Raw genomic sequence first — 20,721 nt, forward strand, 5'->3', positions numbered from 1 at the left:
TAAAAATAGATTTTAAATAATTGAATGGAATATTATTGGCACTTATTTACCATGACATGAACAGGTTTGCCTTTTCCTTCAAACTGAAGACTCCATACATATTTACCATCTTCTTTAATATCAACCGAAGTATCCGTACCGTAACCACCAAATGTTAATGGTGTTAATTCACCAACGTTCATTCTATTACCTTTTGCGGTAAATTGTGGGAACCACAACTCGGTCGCATACTGCATTCTGTAGGAGCCTACTTTTTCTTGAACCACGGCTTGGTAGAAATTATTCCCTTTGTAGGTGTATTGACGCTGAGGCACGTGTTTCCAATCGGAATCCGCAAAAGTACCCACCACAAATAGTGGTTTAGAAATAGGTCCTTTCGCTGTGCTGTCTGGGTTGTCACACGCTTTCATGAAAGCAACCACTTCGTCTTGAGACATATTAACAACTGGCTCTGTGGCCGCTTCAGGTTCTGCCGTCGATTGACAACCTACTAAGGCAACAAGTAGGGCAGCAGCAAGAGAGGTCTTCATCATGTTCATTTCACGTAATTCCTTTTTAGTATATCCAAAGCAAAATAAACTCAACGGTTAAAAGAAATATTAATCGTTATTAAAATGGAAATATCAAACGCCAAATAAATATCGTCAGATTGCGAATTTAAATCACTTCGAGAAGTTTGTTTATTTCCTAAGTACAAAAAATAAGTTAGGAACTGCCATTAATTATTGATCCAACCTATATAAAAAACAAAGTAATAAAAATAATTATGTGAATAAGGTAACTCTATGTAGGGGTATTTTTATTGGTTTATTTTCTATGAAAAAGGTCAGCATTTCGCTGACCTTTTTTATCTGATTATTTTCTATTTACGGCTTTCACAAACACTTGTTGTGCACCTTCGATACCCAGCTCTTTTGCTTCATCAAGCAAAGTGAGCGCTTTCGGAATATCATTCGCTGCGACTGCTGCTTCAATGGAGCTGTAGTAGTAGCTAGTAAGGTCCGTACCTTGGGGAATGTTATCGTTTTTCGCAACAATCTTAGTATTCACGATATCATTCGCGGATACCGAAAAGCGGAACTGACCAAGTGGGCTATGTTTCGCTAGAGGGTCTGCAATATCTGGCGGCTGAGTGTGGCGCGCCATGGCGAAGGCTTTTGCAGGGTGTAAAACTTGTGTACTTCCTTTTAGATCGGCGGAAGTCGTGTAAACCAACACATGCAGATCGTTACCTGTCATGTCTGGAATCACATTGAGATCAAGTACGAATTTATCGTTGTCCAACAGTTTTGCTGGTTCATACTTAAACTTTGAAAAATCTGCTTGGTAAATGGTTTCTCCTGCCGAGTTCATCACTGCGACATTAGGAGCATAAAATTGAAGTTCTTTACTTACGAATGTCTCTAATTTGATATCGAGACTGCCACGGTTTCCTGGAAGAGCAAACGCTGCAATAGCGCCAGCACTGTTACCATCCAACAACATTTGGCTTTTATCAGTCAAAGCGAATTCAGTAACCACAGGCACGTTAAGCGGTACCCATTGAATATCACCCGATTGCGTGATCACTTGTTGCTGACCTTTTGGACTCATCTCTACTTGTTCTACAGACGCACAACCAGTAGCCAACATGCCCAGCAGTACGGGAGCAAGCCATTTTTTCATTACTGTCTACCTCGACTCTTTATTGTTTTTTAAATAAATACAGCCAGATAAGTTCTGGCTGTATCATTCTAGGACAATTTAGGACTTAGTGGTTAGATGATTACCACCAAGCTTCAGCTTGTACACCGAACTGGAACGTATCGTCTGAACGACCGTTGTCAAATGTGTTTGAGTTGTCTTCTTTGTCAGCCGTTAGGTAAGAAGCGTAAACACGGATTTCAGGACGAGCCCAGAAGCTAGAGCCAGCAGACCATGCTTGAGCAACAGTTAGCTTACCGTATTTGTTTTCTTCGCCGTCGTTATCGTCGATAGCGTAACCAGCTTCGAAAATAGTTTTGTGGTTGTCATCCCATTTGTACATTGGACGAACAACAACAGACATTGTTTCCCACTTGTCTTGGCCAGCCCACATGTCTTCACCAACACCGTACACTAACTGGTGACCCATTTCCCAGCTGTCGCCCATGCCGATTACACCCCAGTTGATTAGGCGGTAACCAGATGCACCGTTGTCAGCTTCTGCGCCGTACCAGCTACCGTCGCCGTAGAATGCCATTGTTTTTGAGTAACCTTCAGTACCGTACTGAAGCACTGTTTTGTTGAAACCAGCGTCTAGACCTTGAGTCAATTCTGCTGTGAACATTACGCCGTTTTTCGCATCTTTAGTGCCGTTTGGCGCAGCGTCAGTTTCGTTAAGAATTGCGTAGTTCAAGCCCATTTCTAGAGAGCCGTTGTCCCATAGAGGAAGACCTGCGTAACGTACGTCTAGAGTGTTTACGTTTGTTGCGCCACCATCGTTGCCTGGGTCTGCGATATCGCCGCGGTCGTTACGAACCCAAGCGAAAGAAACTTTACCAGGACCAGCTTCGATACCTTCAACACCAGCGCCCGCGCCAGAGATGTTCCAGTAGTAGAAGTCAGAGATATGAATGTCGTGACGTTGGTAGTAGCGCTTACCAGCCCAAAGTGTTGCTTCTGGAGCAAAGTTTAGTAGGCCTTTAGCTTGAACGTTGAATTGACGTAGTGCGAATTGTGCATCGTCAACACATTTCACTTCGCCGTTATCCAAACCACAGTTAGCAGAAGTGCTTTCCCAGTCGTTTGAACCATTAGAAGTCATTGCAACCATAGAGTCTACGTAGAACGTTTTGCCGTTGTTGTTGTAAACTTCTTTACCTAGTTGAATCTCGCCGTAGATATCGCTTTCATTACCTAGACGACCGATCTTGTTCTTTTCGAATGTTAATTGTTGACCACCGTCAGCGTTCACGCCAACGCCAGCACGCATGTAACCGTGGAAATCCACTGCGAATGCAGAACCAGCAGCTAAAGTTGCAGCTACAGCAGCAGCAATTGCACTTACTTTTTTCATTCTTAACTCCATTAAGGGTATTTATAATTCTGTCTTCCCTGCTCACTCTTTTAGGTGAATATAGGCAGTAAAAACACACCTAAAGAAAGAGAGGTAAGATGGGAACGAATCCCCGTTTGTTTCAACAGTTGTGAGATTACCCGAGGCGTACAAGGATGACTTCCTCCGCCCTAAACTAATTTAAGGGGGATGAGAAGGGAGTAGAAAATTTACCGAATGGTGTTTTTTCGAGTCAGATCACCAATCTAGGGAGGAATTAGTAAGTTTGTTCGGTTTTGAGCCGCTACAAAGTGATAGCCATTTCATATTTTTGACTCTAAGCCGTCACATAAAGTAATTAAATTACACGAATATTTTTATATTTAGGGTGGTTGACCTTAGTAAGACAAAGTTTTTAACTTATAGTTTCCTAAAGGTAGCAATAAATATTAAATAAAGTATCTCCGATGACACGACTTCTCTCTCGCCCCTACCCCCTGGGCGCAACATTGAATAAAGAAGGCTGTAACTTCTCTATTCATGCTCCAGGCGTAAAAGACATTCAACTGGCATTGTTTGCAGACGATGGCAGCTACGAGCTTCACGGTTTACCGAATGAATACGCTGGCATACGTCATACTTTTATTCCAGATATTAAGCCGGGGCAAAAATACGGTTACCTTGTCTCCCACAAGGAAGAGCCACTGTTAATTTCTGATCCGTACGCAAAATCAATAGATAAAGCCCTCCACTATCACCCTCCGTACTCTCCAGCCAAAAGTTTCGATATGCCGAAGTGCGTCGTTATCGAAGATGATTTTGACTGGCAAAACACGGATCACCCGCGTATACCCAGAGAAGAGATGGTGTTGTTTGAGACGCACGTCAAAGGGATTACCCAACGCCACCCAGAGGTTGAGGACAAGCTGAGGGGGCGCTATTTAGGTCTTGCATCACCTGAAATGCTGGCCTTTTACGAACAACAAAACATCAACACGCTGCAATTGCTACCTGTCGCAGCATGCATGCATGAGCCTCACCTACTAGAGATGGAAAAGGTCAATTATTGGGGATACAACCCTTATCTCTTTATGGTGCCCGATCCGCGCTACGCAGAACAAGACGCCGTTACGGAATTAAAAACAACAATTCGCGAATTGCATAAAAACGGCATCGAAGTGATTCTCGACGTGGTTTACAACCACACTGCTGAAGGTGGTGAAGGGCCTACAATTTTCAACCTGAAGGCCCTCGATTCCTGTTTTTACATCAAACATGGCAACCACTTCGCCAATTACACTGGCTGCGGAAATACAGTGGATCTCACCTACCAACCAGCCTTAAACCTTGTGATGGATACATTGCGCTACTGGGTTAGCGAATTTAAAGTCGATGGCTTCCGTTTTGACTTGGCTGCAACGTTAGGTCGACAGGGCGATGATTACAACCCAGAAGCAGCTTTCTTTAAAGCCGTTGCGCAAGACCCAATTTTGCGTGAAACCAAATTGATTGCCGAACCTTGGGATATTGGTCCAAATGGCTACCAAGTGGGTAACTTTCCATTTGGTTGGAACGAATGTAATGACAAACTGCGTGATATTTCCCGCAGTTTTTGGCGCGGTGATCAAGGCTATTTAAAAGAGTTTGCCACTCGATTAATGGGCTCTCGTGACATTTATAGTGCAGCGAACTGGCCATACAAACTCACCGTAAATTACATCACGTATCACGATGGCTTCACACTGCAAGATTTAGTGTCTTACAAGCACAAACATAACGAAGCCAATGGCGAAGAAAATCGCGACGGTCACGGTGACAATCGTTCAGAAAACTACGGTGTTGAGGGCGAGACGGAAAATCTGATGATCATCGCCACGCGTGAGAAGCAAAAACGCAACCTTATTGCTAGCTTGCTGTTTGCCTTCGGTATCCCACACATTCTCACTGCTGATGTTCTGTCTCACACCCAAGGCGGTAACAATAATGCCTATTGCCAAGACAACGAAACCAGTTGGCTGAACTGGGAAGAGACAGAACGTAAGCAACATTTCAAAGCATGGATGTCACAAATGGTCGCCAACCGAAATCAATACATGGTGCCATTTATCCGAGCTTTCAGTGGCGAAAACCGCAATAACAACCGTATTTTCTGGCACCGTACAGACGGTCGCTTAATGGAGCACGATGATTGGAACCGTTTAAGCTCCGTCGCACTTCACCTTGGTATCGGTAAAGAAGGGCAAGAGCTGGTCTACCTCATCAACCAAACTAACGCCACAGCGCGCTTTAAGCTCCCCAATGAGCGAAAGCAAGAATGGGTGACGATCTGTGATACAAACGTACGTAATCTCAACCCAGGACATGCTGAAGGCGAAGTCTTGCTGTCACCCACCTCGATGGTGATTTTGCACTATCAACCAAACCAAAGCACACCAAAAGGTGAGCAAACGCATAGCTAAGTTATAAACGCTCCAAAAAAGGAAAGCCGATGCATCTCAGTGCTTCGGCTTTTTTGTTGGTTAGATGTGCCTAACTCATTATTCGCAAGGCGGCGCTAGGTGAATCAAAGCTAACCCACCCAGTGACGTCTCACGGTATTTCTTGTTCATGTCTTTGCCCGTTTGGTACATGGTTTCAATTACCTTATCCAACGAGATCAGACATTTACTATTACGCTTTAATGCCATGCGAGATGCATTGATCGCTTTCATTGCACCCATTGCATTACGCTCAATACACGGTACTTGCACTAAGCCACCGATTGGGTCACAAGTCATGCCTAGCGAGTGCTCCATGGCAATCTCAGCCGCAATACAAATTTGCTCATTGCTGCCACCACGTAGCGCGGTCAAGCCAGCTGCCGCCATAGAGGAAGATACACCGACTTCACCCTGACAACCTACTTCGGCACCCGAAATAGACGCGTTGGTTTTGTACAAAATGCCAATCGCACCGGACACAGCAAGGAAGTCTTTAAGCTGTTTAGTATCAAGCTCTTTGATGAAGCGATGGTAGTACATCAATACCGCAGGAATCACACCCGCCGCACCATTAGTTGGCGACGTTACGACTTGTCCACCAGCCGCGTTTTCTTCACTCACAGCAAAAGCAAACAAGTTAATCCAATCCATGATTTCCATTGGATCGTTTTCGATTGCTGCATTTGCTTCAAGCTTCTTCAACAAGTTTGGCGCACGTCGGGTCACGTTCAAGCCGCCATCCAAGATACCTTCTGTTTCGAAACCGCGCTCCATGCAACGCGTCATCACACGCCAGATCTGTTCTGCGCGTTGATTGATGGCTTCCATATCCTGAAACGCTTGTTCATTTTTCAGAATCATGCCGCCAAGGCTCATGCCGTTATTCTCTGCCTGCGCCAACATTTCGTCCGCACTGGAGAATGGGAACTCAACTTCTACGGGCGCAGTCGCGCTGCCATTTTGCAGTTCATCCGCCGTTGCGATGAAACCGCCACCGATAGAGTAGTAAGTTTCAAACCCAACCTGATTGCCATGCGCATCTAACGCAGTAATCGTCATGCCATTCTCATGCAGAGGAAGGTTCTCTTCATGGAACAACATGTCCGTTTTGTAGTTGAATTCGATTTCATGACGGCCATCGACAGACATCATGCCCTCTTCAATCGCCTTGCGCATCGCTTTGTTCGCAGAAGCGATTTTGATGGTATCTGGTTTGTTACCCAACAGACCCAAAATGGTCGCACGGTCTGTATGGTGACCAATCCCCGTTAACGAAAGTGAGCCGTATAAATCGACTTGAATACGAACCACTTTTGCCAAGTTCGATTCAATCAAACGAGTGAAGTGGTAACCCGCGATCATTGGACCATTGGTGTGAGAGCTAGAAGGGCCCACACCAATCTTGTAAATATCAAAGATGGACAGCATAAACTTACCTATTACGACAATGCAGCATAAAGCCAATCAGGGAGAACCATACAAGCAGCGATGGTCGCCACAGCGAACACCAACAGCCCGTAATGGCTTGCGGTTGGCTTTGCAAAAAGATGTTTTTGATTATTGATAAAGATTTGTTGCTCGGCAGTCACAGCGCCCCAACGACGGCTCACTAACACACCAAACAAAAGGAAGACGAACGTACCAATTGGCGCGAACCACGGCCAAGCCACGTCGAGATACATCACAGTAAACACCGCAATCACACTCATGATACTGCCAACGATCACGCCTTTCTCATTGGCGTTCACCCAGAATAAACCAAGCACGAATGAACCCAAACGGATACCAACAAAGATAGAAGTCAGACTAGCGATGGTTTTGAGTACCGATTCATTCGATACCGCCAGAAGAGCTGGCACTACCACCATAGCCGCAGCGAGCAAACTCATCTTTCTTGCGACTTTTTCGTAGTGCTCATCATCGGCACTCTTGCGAACGAAACGCTTGTAGATATCGAACGTCGCGACGGTCGCCATTGAGTTGTAGGTCGAATCCAAGGTCGACATTGCGGCCGCCGCCAATGCGGAAATGATCAAACCAACGACGATTGGGTTAGTGTGGTTGAAGACGAAATCCAAAATCACTTCGTTGCTGTTTTCAAACGATTGATCTTGATAGAAAACACTCAAAAGAACACCGAGTACCGCGAAGAATAAGTACACAAAAAATGCACCGTAACCACACAACAGCATCGACTTCTGCGCCGTCTTTTCACATCTCGTCGCTAACGTGCGTTGGATGATCAATTGGTTGGTGCCGTACACACTCAAATGCAAAAAGCTCACGGCAACCACGCCAGCCCAGAGTGTGGTATCTACGCCTAAATCAAAGTCTAAGTTGATGATATTCAGGTGATTACGAGAAAGGTAATCTGCCGCATTAATCTCTGTCATTAGAATAGCAAAGATAGCGATACTGCCCGCCACCAATACTGCAGATTGCAACATATCGGTCCAGATAACCGTGGAAATTCCGCCCGCATAGGTATAGCAAGCGGTGAAAATACTGATGTAGATAATGGCTTCAGAAATACTGATAGGCAGAACTTGCACTAAGATCAGCGCCACAGCATACAAAATCACACCCGCAGATATACATTGAACCACAATGAACACAATCGAGTTGATGGTTCTTGCATACACCCCAAAGCGGTGCTCAAGATATTCATAAATCGAAGTCAAGCCCAGCTTATAAAAGACTGGCACAAAGAAAATGACGGTGAAAAAAATAACGATGGGATAGTTAAGGTGAATACTCATCGCTTCCATGCCAGAGCTATAAACCCAACCTGGCATCCCTACAAACGTCATCGCACTAATGTAAGTCGCAAGTATCGAAACACCTGCCGTAAACCAGCCAAATTGCTTTCCACCCGTAGAAAAGTCGCCACCATTGCTGTAGCGCTTATTCACTAAATAGCTGATTAATATGGTGATTAACACGTATAACGCAATCACCACAAAACTTGAGTACGTAACCATTTCAGGGTTTCCATAATTATGGGTGCTAATTATTTGTGCTTGGATATTACTTTAAAAAAGCATATCTAAACGATAATCCCGCCATAACTGTGACTATAATCACCAATATAGACGGTTATATATTCAAAAATGCCAAAAAGACCGATTTAATGAGACTCCCATCACTAAAAACCACTAATTGGGTACGCATTCATTTTAAAATTGATATTGATCACGGATCTAATGACCTTAAAAAAACTATGATTCACCACGACACGAAATCGAAGATGATCCCAATAAGATCGTGTTCTTTAAGTTTGAATAGCAACAAATCCTAAGTGAAATAGAGGTTTATCGGTCATGAATGCCAAAAGACACATGAGCGAAGTTCCTATGATTCAAAGGGTAGCTGCCTATCTAGCGATACTGGTTGGTTACTTTTTCTATTGTTATAACTTTGTAATTATTGACTACGTACGCCCATACATCGTTGAAGCGTATGATGGTATTAGCCTGTCAGACACTGCCCAGTTCTATACATGGCAGTCGGTTGGTGCACTTATCGGTGCATTGAGCTGTGCTTGGTTCGCAACAAAATTTGGTAAGAAATCCACTCTTATTACCATCACAGCCCTAAACGGTGGCGCAACGATCATCAATATGATGTTCACCGACTACACAACATGGGCAGCAATGCGTTTCATCATTGGTTTGTCACTGGGTGGTTACTTCACCGTGGCAGTAAGCCTGATGATCGGCCTATTTACGCCAACGGTACGTGGTAAGTTGACGGCATTCGCGTCTTCTATGTTCTCTGTTGCACTGATGGTAATGGGTGCGTATGCAGCGTTTATTGCAAGCATCGATGCACCATGGGAAAGCCTAATGCTTGTTGGTGGTATCCCACCATTGGCAGCCGCTGTTGTCATGATCTTTGTACTACCTAGCGACAGCAAAGTGATCGCTTACGGTGAAGAAGAGCAAGCAAAAGCAGAAGAATCAAATGCACCAGCGAAAAAAGGCTCTTGGGGAGAAATGCTAAGCAAGCCCTACCGTAAGATCACACTAACCTGTCTATTACTGGCTGGCCTTAACTTCTATGGTTTCCAATTCTTTGGTGGCTTCGTAACCACTTACCTACGTGATGTACGTATGTTCGACGGTGCAACTATCGGTCTCATCTTCTCTATCTCAGCATTTGGTTCACTGTTTGGTGCTTGGTTCTGGGGTTGGGTAGCTGACAAATTCGGTCGTAAGGTGAACGCATTTGGCTTCATCCTAGCGGGCATCATGGTTTCAATCTTCTTTGTTGCACCTGGCGACATGGTGATTGGCGGCCTAAACATGCTGGCTCTACTTGGTCTGATTTACAACTTCGGCCTGTCTTCTTCAGCGGTATGGGGTGGTTACTTCTCAGAACTGTTCCCAGCACACCTACGTAGCTACGGCGCGGCGCTATTCCACGGCGGTCGTATCCTGGGTATGTGGGCACCAATGGTACTTATCTTCATCCAAGAGCGTACCGACCTACAAACCGCAATGTGGGGTTCACCAATCGTATGGATCCTTGCTGGTCTTCTATGGCTATCACTGCCAGAGACACTAAAAGGCGGCGTGCTCGATAAGAGCAAAAAAGCCGAAGCAGCAAAAGCGTAACTGAATTTCAAAAACTCCGGCTGGCTCCCCGGTCGGATGAAAAAACTTAATTTCGAGTCCTGTTCCCAAAGCCGACTCGACAGCAAATAAGAGAGTTTATTATGTCTAAATATCAAGAAGCGAAACGCGTTGTACGTGAATACTTCAGCGCAATGGAAAACGCAACTCACGAGAACGTGGCAGAAGTACTAAAAGCACACACTTCAGAAGATTACCTATGGCGTGGTGTTTACCCATTCCGTGAGCAACAAGGCGCTCAAGCAGCGGCTGACGTTTTCTGGGCTCCTTTGATGAAATCAATGACTCGCATGCAGCGTCGTCAAGACATCTTCATCGGTGGTGAGAACGAAGTAACATCAGGTGAAATCTGGGTAATGAGCATGGGTCACTTCATGGGTCTATTCGACGCTGAATACCTAGGCATGCGCCCAACTGGCAAAATCATGAACATCCGTTACGCAGAATTTAACTGTGTTGAAAACGGCAAGATCACTAAGACTGGCCTATTCCTAGACCTTCTAGGTGCAATGGACCAAGCGGGTTGTTACCCACTACCACCATCAACAGGTAAGCACTTCGTATACCCTGGTCCTCGTAACCACGACGGCCTACTGTTCGAAGACGCAGCACCAGAAGAAGGCGTAGCAACACTAGCACTAGTGAACAAGATGGTTGATGACCTATCTGCACTAAACGACAGCGGCGCTATGGGTTGCCCACCAGAAGTTCTTGAAAAGAGCTGGTCTAAAGACATGATCTGGTACGGTCCATGTGGTATCGGTGCGTCTTACACAATCCCTCGTTACCAACAGCAGCACCAATTGCCGTTCCGTAACAACCTGAAAGACAAGAAGTTTAACGGCCACGTATGTCGTTTCGCAGAAGGTAACTTCTCTTGTTTCTTCGGCTGGCCAAACCTATCTAACACACCAATTGGTGGTTTCCTAGGTATGACAGGTGGTGAAGTACGTGCAGACATGCAAGTGGTTGACGTTTACTACCGTGACGGCGACAAGCTATCTGAGAACTGGGTACTGATCGACCTACCTTACTGGCTAAAACAGCAAGGTCTAGACGTATTCGAGCGTACTCAACAGATCCTAAACCCTTCTCTATAAGAAGTCCTAGGGGCGGATTGTCAACCCGCCTTTATGTTGCCTGAATCCCCTCTCGGTTCAGGCGACATGCTCCCAACTCGTGCCTCAAGGATGGGGCACAACCTCAAGATAGAACCCTTATTCACAACGGGCATGAACGCACGGTGGCTTTCTGCGCCCTGAATAATGAGATTGATGATGAAAAAGTCGACCCTTTCTGCAGTGATTTTAGCAGCGCTTACTTCTAGCTCAGCCTTTGCTGCACACACTTTTGTTAATGACGCTGGTGACAGCTTAACCATCGATGGCCGTTTCGATCTTCGCTACCAAGACCGTGGCGGTGATGACAACGGCGAATGGAATAGCGGCAGCTCACGTTTCGGTTTGAAAGGCCAAATGGGTCTGGATAACGGCTGGACTGGTTTCGGTCACGCGGAATGGGGCTACAACTCTGGCGCGAACGGCGACAACATTTACGACCGCTTGCTATACGCAGGTGTTGATCACGAAAAATACGGCAAGATTGCTGCGGGTACTAAGCAATGGTCTACCTTCTACGACGTAGCATGGTACACCGATTTAGGTCGTGTATTCGGTACTCGTGGCTCAGGTGTTTACAACCTAGCTGACTGGGGTATCGCATCCGGTGCTGGTCGTGCAGAAAACTCAATTACGTACCGCAATTCAATCAATGACAAAGTGAGCTACGGCTTTACTTACCAAACCACGCGTGAAGATGTCGCTCTAGCAAGCAATGCGACAGCCTCACTGAAAAACGGCATGGGTGCATCGATCACTTACAAACCCGTTGATGGCGTAACACTTGGTGCGGCTTACCATCAAAATGAAGTTGCGGATCTAGACGCAAGCGTGGTTGGCGTAGAAAACGGCGACAACATGCGCATCATGCTATTGGGTGCAAACTACAGCAACGGTGGCTTCTACGCGGGTGCGACTTTCCACGTTGGCGAAAACTGGGAAGCAGTGAGCCAAGGCGGTACGGACGTAATGTTCGATACCCTAGGTGGCGAAATCTACACTTACTACCACTTCGACAACGGCCTGCGCCCAACGTTGAACTACAACTACATGGAAGATCGTGGTGACGAGACGCAAGGTTACGAGCGTAACTTGCTGATTCCTGGTCTTGAATACCACTTCCAGAAGAACAAATTCCTAGTTTGGACTGAATACCAGTTCGACCTAGGTAAAGATCAGTACGATGGCAGCAAATTCGAAAACCGTGATGATCAATTCGCGGCAGGTATTCGCTACTACTTCTGATAATACTCATCGCTCACCACCTATACCCAAGTAACCTTAAGGTGGTGAGTGATGAAGTTCTTATCAACACAAAGCAAAGTTATCTTGAAGCCAAGTAGTCATCACTTCACTAATAATTAAAGGCTGCTCAAGCGTAGATAGATGCCCACACTCAGGGATAACATGAAGCGTGACGTTTGGGATGCATCTCTCCATGAGCAGATGATTGTCTAGCGGACAAAGCTTATCTTCTTTACCTGTTATCACCAACGTAGGAACTTGAATGTCCGCCAATAAAGGTCGAGCATCCGGGCGAGTTGCTAACGCTTTAGCATGTGCTTCAAATGCCTCCAAACCTACATTGACCGCCATGCCTTCTATACGCTCAGTTAACGCTTTGTCTTGCAAACGGCTTGGATGAATCAGCACAGGCATCAGAGTGTCAGGCGTAATGCGTTCAAACTCACCACTTAGCGCACGGCTAACCAGTGCATCACGCTTTTGTGTCACCTCTGGCTTTTCATCTGCTGCATTGGTATCCATGAGGATCAAGCCTTTGACTCTGTTTGGCGCTTGACGGTACACCTCAAAGGCAAGAATCCCACCCATTGATAAGCCACCCAAGACAAACTCCTGCGGTGCGTCTTGCAACACTTTCTGCGCCAGCTGTTCCATTGACGGCAATGAGGCCAGCGTCGGGCATGAAGGCTCAACCCAACTTGGCAACGCTCGGTTGACTTCCTCAAACAATGTGCCATCACAAAGTAGTCCGGGTAGCCAAACTAACGAGGTGGGTTGCGTCATTTTATTCTCCTGCAAGCGGCTTTGGTTGATCAGACCCAAGAATGCAATACGTCAAACTATTACCACGCAAGTTCGTCAGTGAATAAGACGCACCTTCTGGAACATTCAGCACATCACCGCGCGTTAAAACAACACTCGCTTGTTCGCCTTGATGCGTGAGGACGACTTCAGTATCGCCATCAAAGTTGATAAGCACTTGTTTTTCTTCTCGGCAGTGTTGAGGAATCGAGCCACCTTCAGAAAGCTCATAAGCCATGATGCTCACTTCATCTTCACTCTTTACTTGGAAGTCATAACTCGCCAAAGGATGACCCGTTAAGGCGTATTGTTTCACGTTGCTTCCGCCGAAATCGCCTTTGATTTCACGATAATCTTTTTGCAGAGCGACAAATGGCATCATCTCTTCTGCGGTGTAGGTATCGAAGGTCGCGAGTTCTTCTTCGGTAAGCAGCGGCATCAATTCTGATTCTTGTGGCACCGGGTCGCCATTAATAGTGTCCACAAGTGTGCCATCGGCTTTGAGGTATAAACCATAACCTTGACTGTCTTTGATAACGTTTGGATGCCAAATAACGCCGCCACCTGAATCGTCGCCGCCAAGTACCGAGAACATAAAGCCGTAATCGCGGCCAACCACTTCAAATCCACGGAAGAGATTGGTTGGAATCGAGATGACGTCACCGTGAGACAACACCGCCTCGTGTTCACCATCGTTCCCCCAATAAAAGCGGAACTGACCTTTGAACACCAAGAAAAGCTCAGCGGTGCGATGAGAATGTAACGAATTTTTGATGCCCGGCGGTTGGCCTGCGGCACCAATATTAAAGCCCGCCGTATCGCGAATATGAACATGCTGACGACTGCTCTCTGCCACCCCTGCACCGATAATACAAAAGTTATCTTTGAGATCACTGCCTGGCGTGCGCGCATCAATAAACGCACTCGTACCCGGAATCAGTTCCATGTAGCGGACCAGATTATTATTCATTTTAGATTGTAGAGTCATTGTAAATCCTTGTTGTCCTTGTTTGGACCTAGCCTTTGAATTGTTAGTTACAAACCGAAAGTGTGTTACAGACCTAAAGGTCGCCCACCATCAACCGCGATGGTATTGCCTGTCGAGAAGGTCAAAACTTCTGCTGCGGCGTACACGGCTTGAGCGACTTCTTCATCATTGGCTAAACGCTTAAGCGGTGTGGATTGTTCTTGTTGATTACGCCATGCGTCATCCAAGCCTTTGACAAACTCAGTGTCGACAAGCCCTGGAGCAACAGCCAAAACGCGAACCTCGGGAGACAGAGCGCGAGCTAAAGAACGGGTCATGTTCTCCGCGGCAGATTTACTTGCACAGTAAGCAATGTTGCTCCCCATCGCAGTCTGTGCCGCGATAGAAGTAATGTTCACCACACAACCATTGGCTTGCTTAAGCCAAGGCTCAAACGCTCGAACCATGGCAAAAGGCGCACGGACGTTCACTTGGAAAATTTGGTCAAACAGTTGATCATCTAAGCTTTGCAAATCAGAGTGCGCGACGAATTTCGTCATCCCCGCACAGTTGACCAACAAATCCAGCTTGTCGCTTATTTCACTGACTTGATGTTTAAGCTGTTCAATCGCACTAGAATCTGCCACGTTCAATTTGAATGCTAGATGCTCGTTACGTGGCAGCGAGGAAAGCACATCCTCGGCCGCTTTATGATTACTGTTGTAAGTCAGAATTACGCGATATCCCGATTCAGCTAGCTTGCGACAAATGGCGGCACCCAGTCCGCCACTGCCGCCTGTGACTAAGGCAAGTTTCGACATATTACGCCTCTTCTACTTTGCCTTTGTAACGGCGCACACGAATATCCGCTTGCTCTTTGTGGCCAGCAAAACCTTCGAGTGCACACAAGCGAGAGCAATACTCACCGACTTTGAGGGACGCAGCTTCCGTTACACGCTGGTAAGTACAGGTTTTGATAAATTTACCTACCCAAAGACCACCGGTGTATCGCGCCGCTTTCTTCGTTGGCAGTGTATGGTTGGTACCAATACATTTATCGCCGTAAGAAACGTTGGTTTCACGACCTAGGAACAAGGCACCGTAGTTGGTCATGTTATCTAGGAAGTATTTAGGATCTTCCGTCATCACTTGAACGTGTTCAGAAGCGATATCGTCTGCCACTTCCACCATTTCTTCGTAGCTATCACACACAATCACTTGTCCGTAATCTGCCCACGCTTTACCCGCGACTTCAGCCGTTGGGAGAATGGTTAACTGACGTTCGATCTCTTTAATGGTTTCTTGCGCAAATGTTTCGCTATTGGTCAACAATACAGCGGGAGAGTTGTAACCATGCTCAGCCTGACCAAGCAAGTCTGCCGCTGCCAATTCCGGGTCACAGCCTTTCTCATCAGCAATGACCAAGGTTTCCGTTGGCCCTGCAAACAAATCGATACCAACGCGACCAAACAACTGACGTTTTGCCTCTGCCACAAATGCGTTACCCGGCCCTACAATCATATCGACTGGCGCAATAGTCTCTGTACCAAGAGCCATTGCACCTACCGCCTGAACACCACCGAAGCAGTAGATTTCATCCGCACCCGCCATTGCCATCGCAGCGACAATCGCGACGTTCGGCTGGCCGTTAAACGGAGGCGCACAAGCAATAACACGTTTTACGCCCGCGACTTTCGCCGTCAGTACACTCATGTGAGCGGATGCAACCAATGGGTATTTTCCACCAGGGATGTAACAACCCACGCTGTTTACTGGAATATTTTTATGCCCCAGTACCACACCAGGCATGGTTTCTACTTCGACGTCTTTCATTGAGTCACGTTGAATTTGAGCAAAGTTTCGAACTTGTTGCTGAGCGAACTCGATATCATGACGAGTCGATTCATCAAGCGCATCCACACAGGCTTGGATTTGCTCTTCTGACAGGCGGAATTGCTCCGGCGACCAGTTATCAAACTTTTCAGACAACTCACGTACAGCGCTATCACCTTTCGATTCAATATCAGCAAGAATGTTTTCAACAATCTGACGCACTTTTGCGTCGTTTGATGCTGATGCTTCTTCAGTGATTCCGTTTTTTAAAATGCGTGCCATTGGGTTTCTCCTTGAACATTGAGGCTGACGAACGGTTATTTTTATGCTTTTGGATACGAATGCAAAATCAGATTAAACACTTAATTAACACTTGACAAGTTAAGTCAACAAACCACAAAAACATTACTTAAGCCTTTGTATTTATTAGTTTAAACAAATAAAAGCAAGTAATAAGGACCTTAATTAAGTTTAATTTTTAATCAAAAATGAGTTTTAGATCACATCATTTTTACTCATCATTTACATTTCTAAATGTTAGTTTTTGCATACCTTTGCAAAGGAGAGAATCATGAGCAATTTTAAACAACGTCTGAATCAAGAAACGATATTAGGTACATTTGTTAAAACCCCTCACCCTCACATTATCGAAGTATTGGCACTGGCAGAGTTGCCTTTTGTGGTACTGGATGCAGAGCACGCACCTTTCGATCGTTCCTCGCTTGATCTGTGCATCATGGCGGCCAGAGCGAATGACCTCGCGTGCGTGGTACGAGTACAAGACAGCGCTCCTTCAACCATTTTGAACGCGCTTGACTGTGGCGCGGCGGGTGTACAAATTCCCCATGTTTGTACTGCTGAGCAAGCGACGCAACTGGCGAAAATCTGCCATTACGGAGAAGGTGGCCGAGGGTATGCTGGTTCCAGTCGAGCAGCGCAATACGCCACTAAGCCCATGGTTGAACACTTAAAAGACAGCCGTGCGAATACGATTGTCATTGCACAAATTGAAGACCCTCAAGGGGTTGAAAATGTTGAAGCGATTGCCAATGTTGAAGGAATTGATGCGCTCTTCATTGGCCAAGTTGATCTCACTGTCGCTTATGGTGCTGATAGCGTTCATGATGAGAAAGTCGCACAAGCAAGTATGCGAGTAATCGAAGCGGCCAGAGCCGCCAATAAACCTGTTGGCATGTTTGTCGCGACGGCTCAACAAGCTCGGGAATGGCGTGAACTCGGCGTTAGCTTCTTTTGTGTTGGCTCTGAACACAAAACGATCATTGATGGCTTCAAGCAAGAGAGAAATGTGATGAATTCTTGAGTTTTCTCTGATATTTACGCCTTATCAATGTAATGCTCTAGACACAGAAATCCCCTAGCCCATACACTCAGCACGTATGAGAAGGTTCAATGGCCTTAAATAAGGAGTATCACCATTAAAGCGAAAGTAACTTCGATCGACGTCGCGAAGATGCTCGGCGTCTCTCAATCGACGGTATCTAGAGCATTCAGCCCGACTGCGAGTATTAGCGAGAAGAAACGCAAAATGGTGATGGATGCCGCAGCTAAGCTCGGATACACACCGAATGCCATCGCCCGAGGTCTGATTTCGAATCGTTCAGGCTTAGTGGCGATTGCGTTAGATAGCGAATCAAACCCAATGTACGACATGCAATCTCGTGCTTTGGCTGTCGAAATTCAAAAGCGAGGCGGACAAGTTGTGCTTTGCCCTATCGACAAGGACGACCTCGATCTCGCCATTTCACGCGCCATTGAATACCAAGTGGACGGACTCGTTATCGCCACCAGCCGTTTAACCTCACGCGCGTTTGCCCAATGCGAAAAGTTTGGCGTTCATTTAAGCTTGATTAACCGCTACGCCGAGGGTATTAATGCCAATAGCTCTGGTATTGATAACCGATTGGCGGGCCAACAAGCAGCCGAGTATTTAACGCAGAAAGGCGCAAAACAGTGTGCTTATATCAGTGGCGATGCTGGCTCCATGACCAGTGAAGAGCGTTGGCTGGGTTTCTCTTCAAAATTGCAAGAACTCGGCTCCCCGTCACCAACCTTTATCCAAGCCAAGTACAGCTTTGAAGCAGGCTTAGAAGCGGCGAAAGCGATCTTGTCGCACACTAGCAAACCCGATGCAATTTTTTGTGCAAACGACATCCTCGCCATGGGTGTGATGGATGGCTTGCGACAAGCCGGAGCAAAGATCCCCCAAGACTTCTCTGTGATGGGTGTAGATAACATTCCGATGTCTGCATGGCCGAGCTATGATTTGACCACCATTGCTCAACCAGTCGACAAAATTGTTAAACGAGCGGTTGAAGATTTGATGAATCGAATCAACGGCAACCTGGATGCAACTGGCGAATACCTTTTCGAGCAAGGCACCTTGATCGAACGTAGTAGCACCATTTAATAAATCCATTTTTATTCATTCTTCATAAACAAAATGCCTTGCTTTCGAGTAAGGCATTTTCTGTGATCACGATTAAATTTTCACCAATCGTTATTTAATTCCTCATCAATTCATCAATCTTGTTATTGACTTGTTACTTTAATGTTTTATTTTGGATTCGTATGCAAAATGGATATGAATTGCTCAACTAATTTATAAAAACATAAAAAGTTGTGTGACTTGCCGACGAATGCCAATGGCAGGTCATACCAGAAACAAGGAAGAACGATGAAGAAAGTAATCCTGACTTCACTTACCGCACTGGGGCTTGCATTTAGCAGTATGAATACGTTTGCAACCAGTGTTATACGTCTTGCTCATGACAGTCAAGAAACCTCTCCCGTACACAAAGCAATGCTCTATTTCGAACAAGAAGTGGAAGCTCGCTCAAACGGTGAGATAGAAGTTGAAATCTATCCGGCGAGACAACTAGGCGATGTGCGTGAGACGACTGAACTCGTACAGCAAGGCAACTTACAAATGACGTTTGGTGCGTCAGTTTTACTCTCTCCCTACGTCCCAGAGTTTAACGTGCTCGACGTGTTCTACCTTTTTGATAGCGAAGAGCAAGCACACAAAGCGCTCGACAGTGAGAAGATCGGACAACCATTGTTGAATGCTATGGAATCAAAAGGCTTTCATGGACTTGGCTTTATGGAGGTCGGCTTTCGTAGCGTGACCAACAACAAACAGCCAATTGATAGTATTGAGGACCTGAAAGGGCTAAAGATTCGCTCGGCATCTAACCCCACTCAAATAAGCGCGTGGAAATCTATTGGTACTGCGCCAACACCTCTGTCTTGGGGAGAAATTTTCACCTCGTTACAACAAGGCCTGATTAACGCTCAAGAAAGTGCTATCTACTCTATTTATGCCGAACGTTTTTACGAGGCACAAAAGTACCTCTCTTTAACTAACCATATATACACCAACTACGTGTTGTTCATGAACAAATCGTTTTGGGATTCACTGCCGGCCGCACAACAAGCGCTGATCAGTGAAGTAAGCAAAGAAACCATCGCAAAACAGCGTGAGCTCGCCGCTAAGCAAAACCAAGAAGTAATCAAAGAGCTCGAAGCAAAAGGCATGACGGTTAACATCGTCCCAGACGAGGTACGCAGCATCATGAAAGAGAAAATGAATGCGGCCGTGTACCAGGACTTGCGCAGTAAAACGGGTAAAGACTTGTTTGACAACGTGATGGCCGAGATAGAACGCCTATAACTCCCACTCTTTTGCACGATCTGGCAACAGGTCGTGCTTTCTCGTTTTGGAGGTGAACATGAAGTGGTTTCGCTTACTAGACAAATACCTAGAACCAACCCTTATCGTTATCGCGATCTCAACGATGACAACTTTACTGTGCTTGCAAATCGCCCTACGCCTGTTCGATGCAACGATCGCGTGGGCTGAAGAGCTGGCTCGTTATTTATTCGTATGGGCGATGTACCTGAGCATCAGCTACTGTATCCGAGATGATCGACACATCCGCATTCGTGTGTTCATCGATAAACTTCCGGGCAATTGGACGCAATTCAGTTTGATTGTCTCTGATCTTATCTACCTTGCCTTTAGTGCAACTGTCGCCTGGTTTGGATTTAAGGTTATAAACCGCAGCCTGCAACTCGGTCAGATTGCACCCGCAATGGAAATTCCTATTGCGTGTTTGTATGCCTCTGTTTTAGTTTGCGCACTATTAAGCTGCGCGCGCCTAGTGACAAGCATTTATCAACGTGTGAACGCGTGCTCCACCAGCAATGAACGAGTTCGCTTTTCTCGCCAACGCTATCGCCATATCAAAGCAAAGTATCGTACTTCTAACCGACTATTGGAGTTTAACGCATGACGTCTGCACTTTTGTTTGGCAGCTTTGGTCTGCTTCTGCTCATTGGCGTTCCGGTCGGTATTGCTCTGGCGGCAGCCAGTATGGTCGCGATACTCAGTCTGCCGTTTCTTAACATCGAGTTTTTAGTCCAAGGAATGGTAACAGGGCTCGACTCTTTCCCTCTCCTCGCCGTCGTTTTTTTTACCTTAGCAGGTAACCTTATGAGCCAAGGAGGGATCTCAAAACGATTATTGCATGTGGCGGAGGTCTTCTTTGGCCACTTTACTGGCGGGCTTGGCATCGTGGCCATTGTGGCGTGTATGTTCTTCGCTTCC

Annotated in this window: 18 protein-coding genes; 9 read left to right on the forward strand and 9 right to left on the reverse strand. The window is 46.1% G+C overall.

Annotated features, from left to right (window positions below; translation table 11 throughout):
• Window positions 1–32: 32 nt before the first annotated feature.
• The 3 genes from IQP38_RS17165 to IQP38_RS17175 all read right to left on the reverse strand — a co-directional run bounded on the left by IQP38_RS17165 (window position 33) and on the right by IQP38_RS17175 (window position 3,037).
• On the reverse strand, window positions 33–539 hold the full coding sequence (locus IQP38_RS17165) for a hypothetical protein (RefSeq protein ID WP_042522205.1): 507 nt from the start codon (window positions 537–539) through the stop codon (window positions 33–35).
• 316 nt (window positions 540–855) lie between these two features.
• Window positions 856–1,665: a MalM family protein gene (locus IQP38_RS17170; RefSeq protein ID WP_005374786.1), complete on the reverse strand. Its 810-nt coding sequence runs from the start codon at window positions 1,663–1,665 to the stop codon at window positions 856–858.
• Between the two features lie 100 nt (window positions 1,666–1,765).
• Window positions 1,766–3,037, reverse strand: coding sequence for a maltoporin (locus tag IQP38_RS17175; RefSeq protein ID WP_005374784.1), 1,272 nt, complete (start codon window positions 3,035–3,037; stop codon window positions 1,766–1,768).
• Window positions 3,038–3,483: 446 nt separating this feature from the next.
• Here IQP38_RS17175 and glgX point away from each other — a divergent pair, with 446 nt between their 5' ends.
• Window positions 3,484–5,475: a glycogen debranching protein GlgX gene (gene glgX, locus IQP38_RS17180; protein ID WP_193837791.1), complete on the forward strand. Its 1,992-nt coding sequence runs from the start codon at window positions 3,484–3,486 to the stop codon at window positions 5,473–5,475.
• Between the two features lie 78 nt (window positions 5,476–5,553).
• Here the strand turns inward: glgX and IQP38_RS17185 are convergent, their stop codons facing one another.
• Both IQP38_RS17185 and IQP38_RS17190 read right to left on the reverse strand, forming a co-directional pair.
• A complete protein-coding gene (locus IQP38_RS17185; RefSeq protein ID WP_193837792.1) occupies window positions 5,554–6,924 on the reverse strand; it encodes an L-serine ammonia-lyase in 1,371 nt (456 codons plus the stop codon).
• An 11-nt stretch (window positions 6,925–6,935) separates the two neighbouring features.
• Window positions 6,936–8,477 (reverse strand): sodium:solute symporter, encoded by a 1,542-nt coding sequence (locus IQP38_RS17190; RefSeq protein WP_193837793.1) that lies wholly within the window; start codon window positions 8,475–8,477, stop codon window positions 6,936–6,938.
• Window positions 8,478–8,816: 339 nt separating this feature from the next.
• Here IQP38_RS17190 and IQP38_RS17195 point away from each other — a divergent pair, with 339 nt between their 5' ends.
• The 3 genes from IQP38_RS17195 (at window position 8,817) to IQP38_RS17205 (ending at window position 12,493) form a co-directional block, all read left to right on the forward strand.
• Complete coding sequence (locus IQP38_RS17195; protein WP_053307975.1) at window positions 8,817–10,112, forward strand: MFS transporter; 1,296 nt, start codon at window positions 8,817–8,819, stop codon at window positions 10,110–10,112.
• Window positions 10,113–10,213: 101 nt separating this feature from the next.
• Window positions 10,214–11,230: a nuclear transport factor 2 family protein gene (locus tag IQP38_RS17200; RefSeq protein ID WP_005374772.1), complete on the forward strand. Its 1,017-nt coding sequence runs from the start codon at window positions 10,214–10,216 to the stop codon at window positions 11,228–11,230.
• A gap of 177 nt (window positions 11,231–11,407) precedes the next feature.
• Window positions 11,408–12,493 (forward strand): porin, encoded by a 1,086-nt coding sequence (locus tag IQP38_RS17205; RefSeq protein ID WP_039974032.1) that lies wholly within the window; start codon window positions 11,408–11,410, stop codon window positions 12,491–12,493.
• A gap of 63 nt (window positions 12,494–12,556) precedes the next feature.
• Here IQP38_RS17205 and IQP38_RS17210 read toward each other — a convergent pair whose 3' ends face one another.
• From IQP38_RS17210 to hisD, 4 genes are all read right to left on the reverse strand, one after another.
• A complete protein-coding gene (locus tag IQP38_RS17210) occupies window positions 12,557–13,276 on the reverse strand; it encodes an alpha/beta fold hydrolase (protein WP_053307976.1) in 720 nt (239 codons plus the stop codon).
• 1 nt (window position 13,277) lies between these two features.
• Window positions 13,278–14,282, reverse strand: a complete 1,005-nt coding sequence (locus tag IQP38_RS17215) for a cupin (RefSeq protein WP_005374765.1) — start codon at window positions 14,280–14,282, stop codon at window positions 13,278–13,280.
• Between the two features lie 65 nt (window positions 14,283–14,347).
• Entirely contained in the window at window positions 14,348–15,082 is a 735-nt protein-coding gene (locus IQP38_RS17220) for an SDR family NAD(P)-dependent oxidoreductase (protein ID WP_033906644.1), read from the reverse strand.
• Window position 15,083: 1 nt separating this feature from the next.
• Window positions 15,084–16,376, reverse strand: a complete 1,293-nt coding sequence (gene hisD / locus IQP38_RS17225; RefSeq protein WP_005374756.1) for a histidinol dehydrogenase — start codon at window positions 16,374–16,376, stop codon at window positions 15,084–15,086.
• 289 nt (window positions 16,377–16,665) lie between these two features.
• On the opposite strand from hisD, the gene IQP38_RS17230 reads away from it, so the two are divergent.
• From IQP38_RS17230 to IQP38_RS26495, 5 genes are all read left to right on the forward strand, one after another.
• Entirely contained in the window at window positions 16,666–17,415 is a 750-nt protein-coding gene (locus tag IQP38_RS17230; RefSeq protein WP_193837794.1) for an HpcH/HpaI aldolase family protein, read from the forward strand.
• Between the two features lie 150 nt (window positions 17,416–17,565).
• Entirely contained in the window at window positions 17,566–18,522 is a 957-nt protein-coding gene (locus IQP38_RS17235) for a LacI family DNA-binding transcriptional regulator (protein WP_025768661.1), read from the forward strand.
• A 267-nt stretch (window positions 18,523–18,789) separates the two neighbouring features.
• Window positions 18,790–19,785 (forward strand): TRAP transporter substrate-binding protein, encoded by a 996-nt coding sequence (locus IQP38_RS17240; RefSeq protein ID WP_193837795.1) that lies wholly within the window; start codon window positions 18,790–18,792, stop codon window positions 19,783–19,785.
• Window positions 19,786–19,843: 58 nt separating this feature from the next.
• Window positions 19,844–20,407 carry a TRAP transporter small permease gene (locus IQP38_RS17245; protein ID WP_025768663.1) on the forward strand — a complete coding sequence of 188 codons (564 nt, stop codon included), beginning with the start codon at window positions 19,844–19,846 and terminating at the stop codon, window positions 20,405–20,407.
• The coding region (locus tag IQP38_RS26495; protein WP_228010095.1) for a TRAP transporter large permease subunit at window positions 20,404–20,721 on the forward strand (318 nt) is incomplete at its 3' end. The genes IQP38_RS17245 and IQP38_RS26495, both read left to right, overlap by 4 nt.

Origin of the sequence: Vibrio sp. OPT41 (assembly GCF_015163595.1) — a bacterium.
In the GTDB taxonomy this organism is placed as follows: Bacteria; Pseudomonadota; Gammaproteobacteria; order Enterobacterales; family Vibrionaceae; genus Vibrio; species Vibrio alginolyticus.

What these genes read in the sequence shown, in the direction of transcription:
- IQP38_RS17220 (WP_033906644.1), bottom strand. Translation starts at nt 15,082, where the DNA reads ATGTCGAAACTTGCCTTAGTCACAGGCGGCAGTGGCGGACTGGGTGCC.
- IQP38_RS17165 (WP_042522205.1), bottom strand. Translation starts at nt 539, where the DNA reads ATGAACATGATGAAGACCTCTCTTGCTGCTGCCCTACTTGTTGCCTTA.
- IQP38_RS17190 (WP_193837793.1), bottom strand. Translation starts at nt 8,477, where the DNA reads ATGGTTACGTACTCAAGTTTTGTGGTGATTGCGTTATACGTGTTAATC.
- IQP38_RS17230 (WP_193837794.1), top strand. Translation starts at nt 16,666, where the DNA reads ATGAGCAATTTTAAACAACGTCTGAATCAAGAAACGATATTAGGTACA.
- IQP38_RS17235 (WP_025768661.1), top strand. Translation starts at nt 17,566, where the DNA reads ATGCTCGGCGTCTCTCAATCGACGGTATCTAGAGCATTCAGCCCGACT.
- IQP38_RS17175 (WP_005374784.1), bottom strand. Translation starts at nt 3,037, where the DNA reads ATGAAAAAAGTAAGTGCAATTGCTGCTGCTGTAGCTGCAACTTTAGCT.
- IQP38_RS17210 (WP_053307976.1), bottom strand. Translation starts at nt 13,276, where the DNA reads ATGACGCAACCCACCTCGTTAGTTTGGCTACCCGGACTACTTTGTGAT.
- IQP38_RS17185 (WP_193837792.1), bottom strand. Translation starts at nt 6,924, where the DNA reads ATGCTGTCCATCTTTGATATTTACAAGATTGGTGTGGGCCCTTCTAGC.
- IQP38_RS17200 (WP_005374772.1), top strand. Translation starts at nt 10,214, where the DNA reads ATGTCTAAATATCAAGAAGCGAAACGCGTTGTACGTGAATACTTCAGC.
- IQP38_RS17245 (WP_025768663.1), top strand. Translation starts at nt 19,844, where the DNA reads ATGAAGTGGTTTCGCTTACTAGACAAATACCTAGAACCAACCCTTATC.
- IQP38_RS17195 (WP_053307975.1), top strand. Translation starts at nt 8,817, where the DNA reads ATGAATGCCAAAAGACACATGAGCGAAGTTCCTATGATTCAAAGGGTA.
- IQP38_RS17215 (WP_005374765.1), bottom strand. Translation starts at nt 14,282, where the DNA reads ATGACTCTACAATCTAAAATGAATAATAATCTGGTCCGCTACATGGAA.
- glgX (WP_193837791.1), top strand. Translation starts at nt 3,484, where the DNA reads ATGACACGACTTCTCTCTCGCCCCTACCCCCTGGGCGCAACATTGAAT.
- hisD (WP_005374756.1), bottom strand. Translation starts at nt 16,376, where the DNA reads ATGGCACGCATTTTAAAAAACGGAATCACTGAAGAAGCATCAGCATCA.
- IQP38_RS17205 (WP_039974032.1), top strand. Translation starts at nt 11,408, where the DNA reads ATGAAAAAGTCGACCCTTTCTGCAGTGATTTTAGCAGCGCTTACTTCT.
- IQP38_RS17170 (WP_005374786.1), bottom strand. Translation starts at nt 1,665, where the DNA reads ATGAAAAAATGGCTTGCTCCCGTACTGCTGGGCATGTTGGCTACTGGT.
- IQP38_RS17240 (WP_193837795.1), top strand. Translation starts at nt 18,790, where the DNA reads ATGAAGAAAGTAATCCTGACTTCACTTACCGCACTGGGGCTTGCATTT.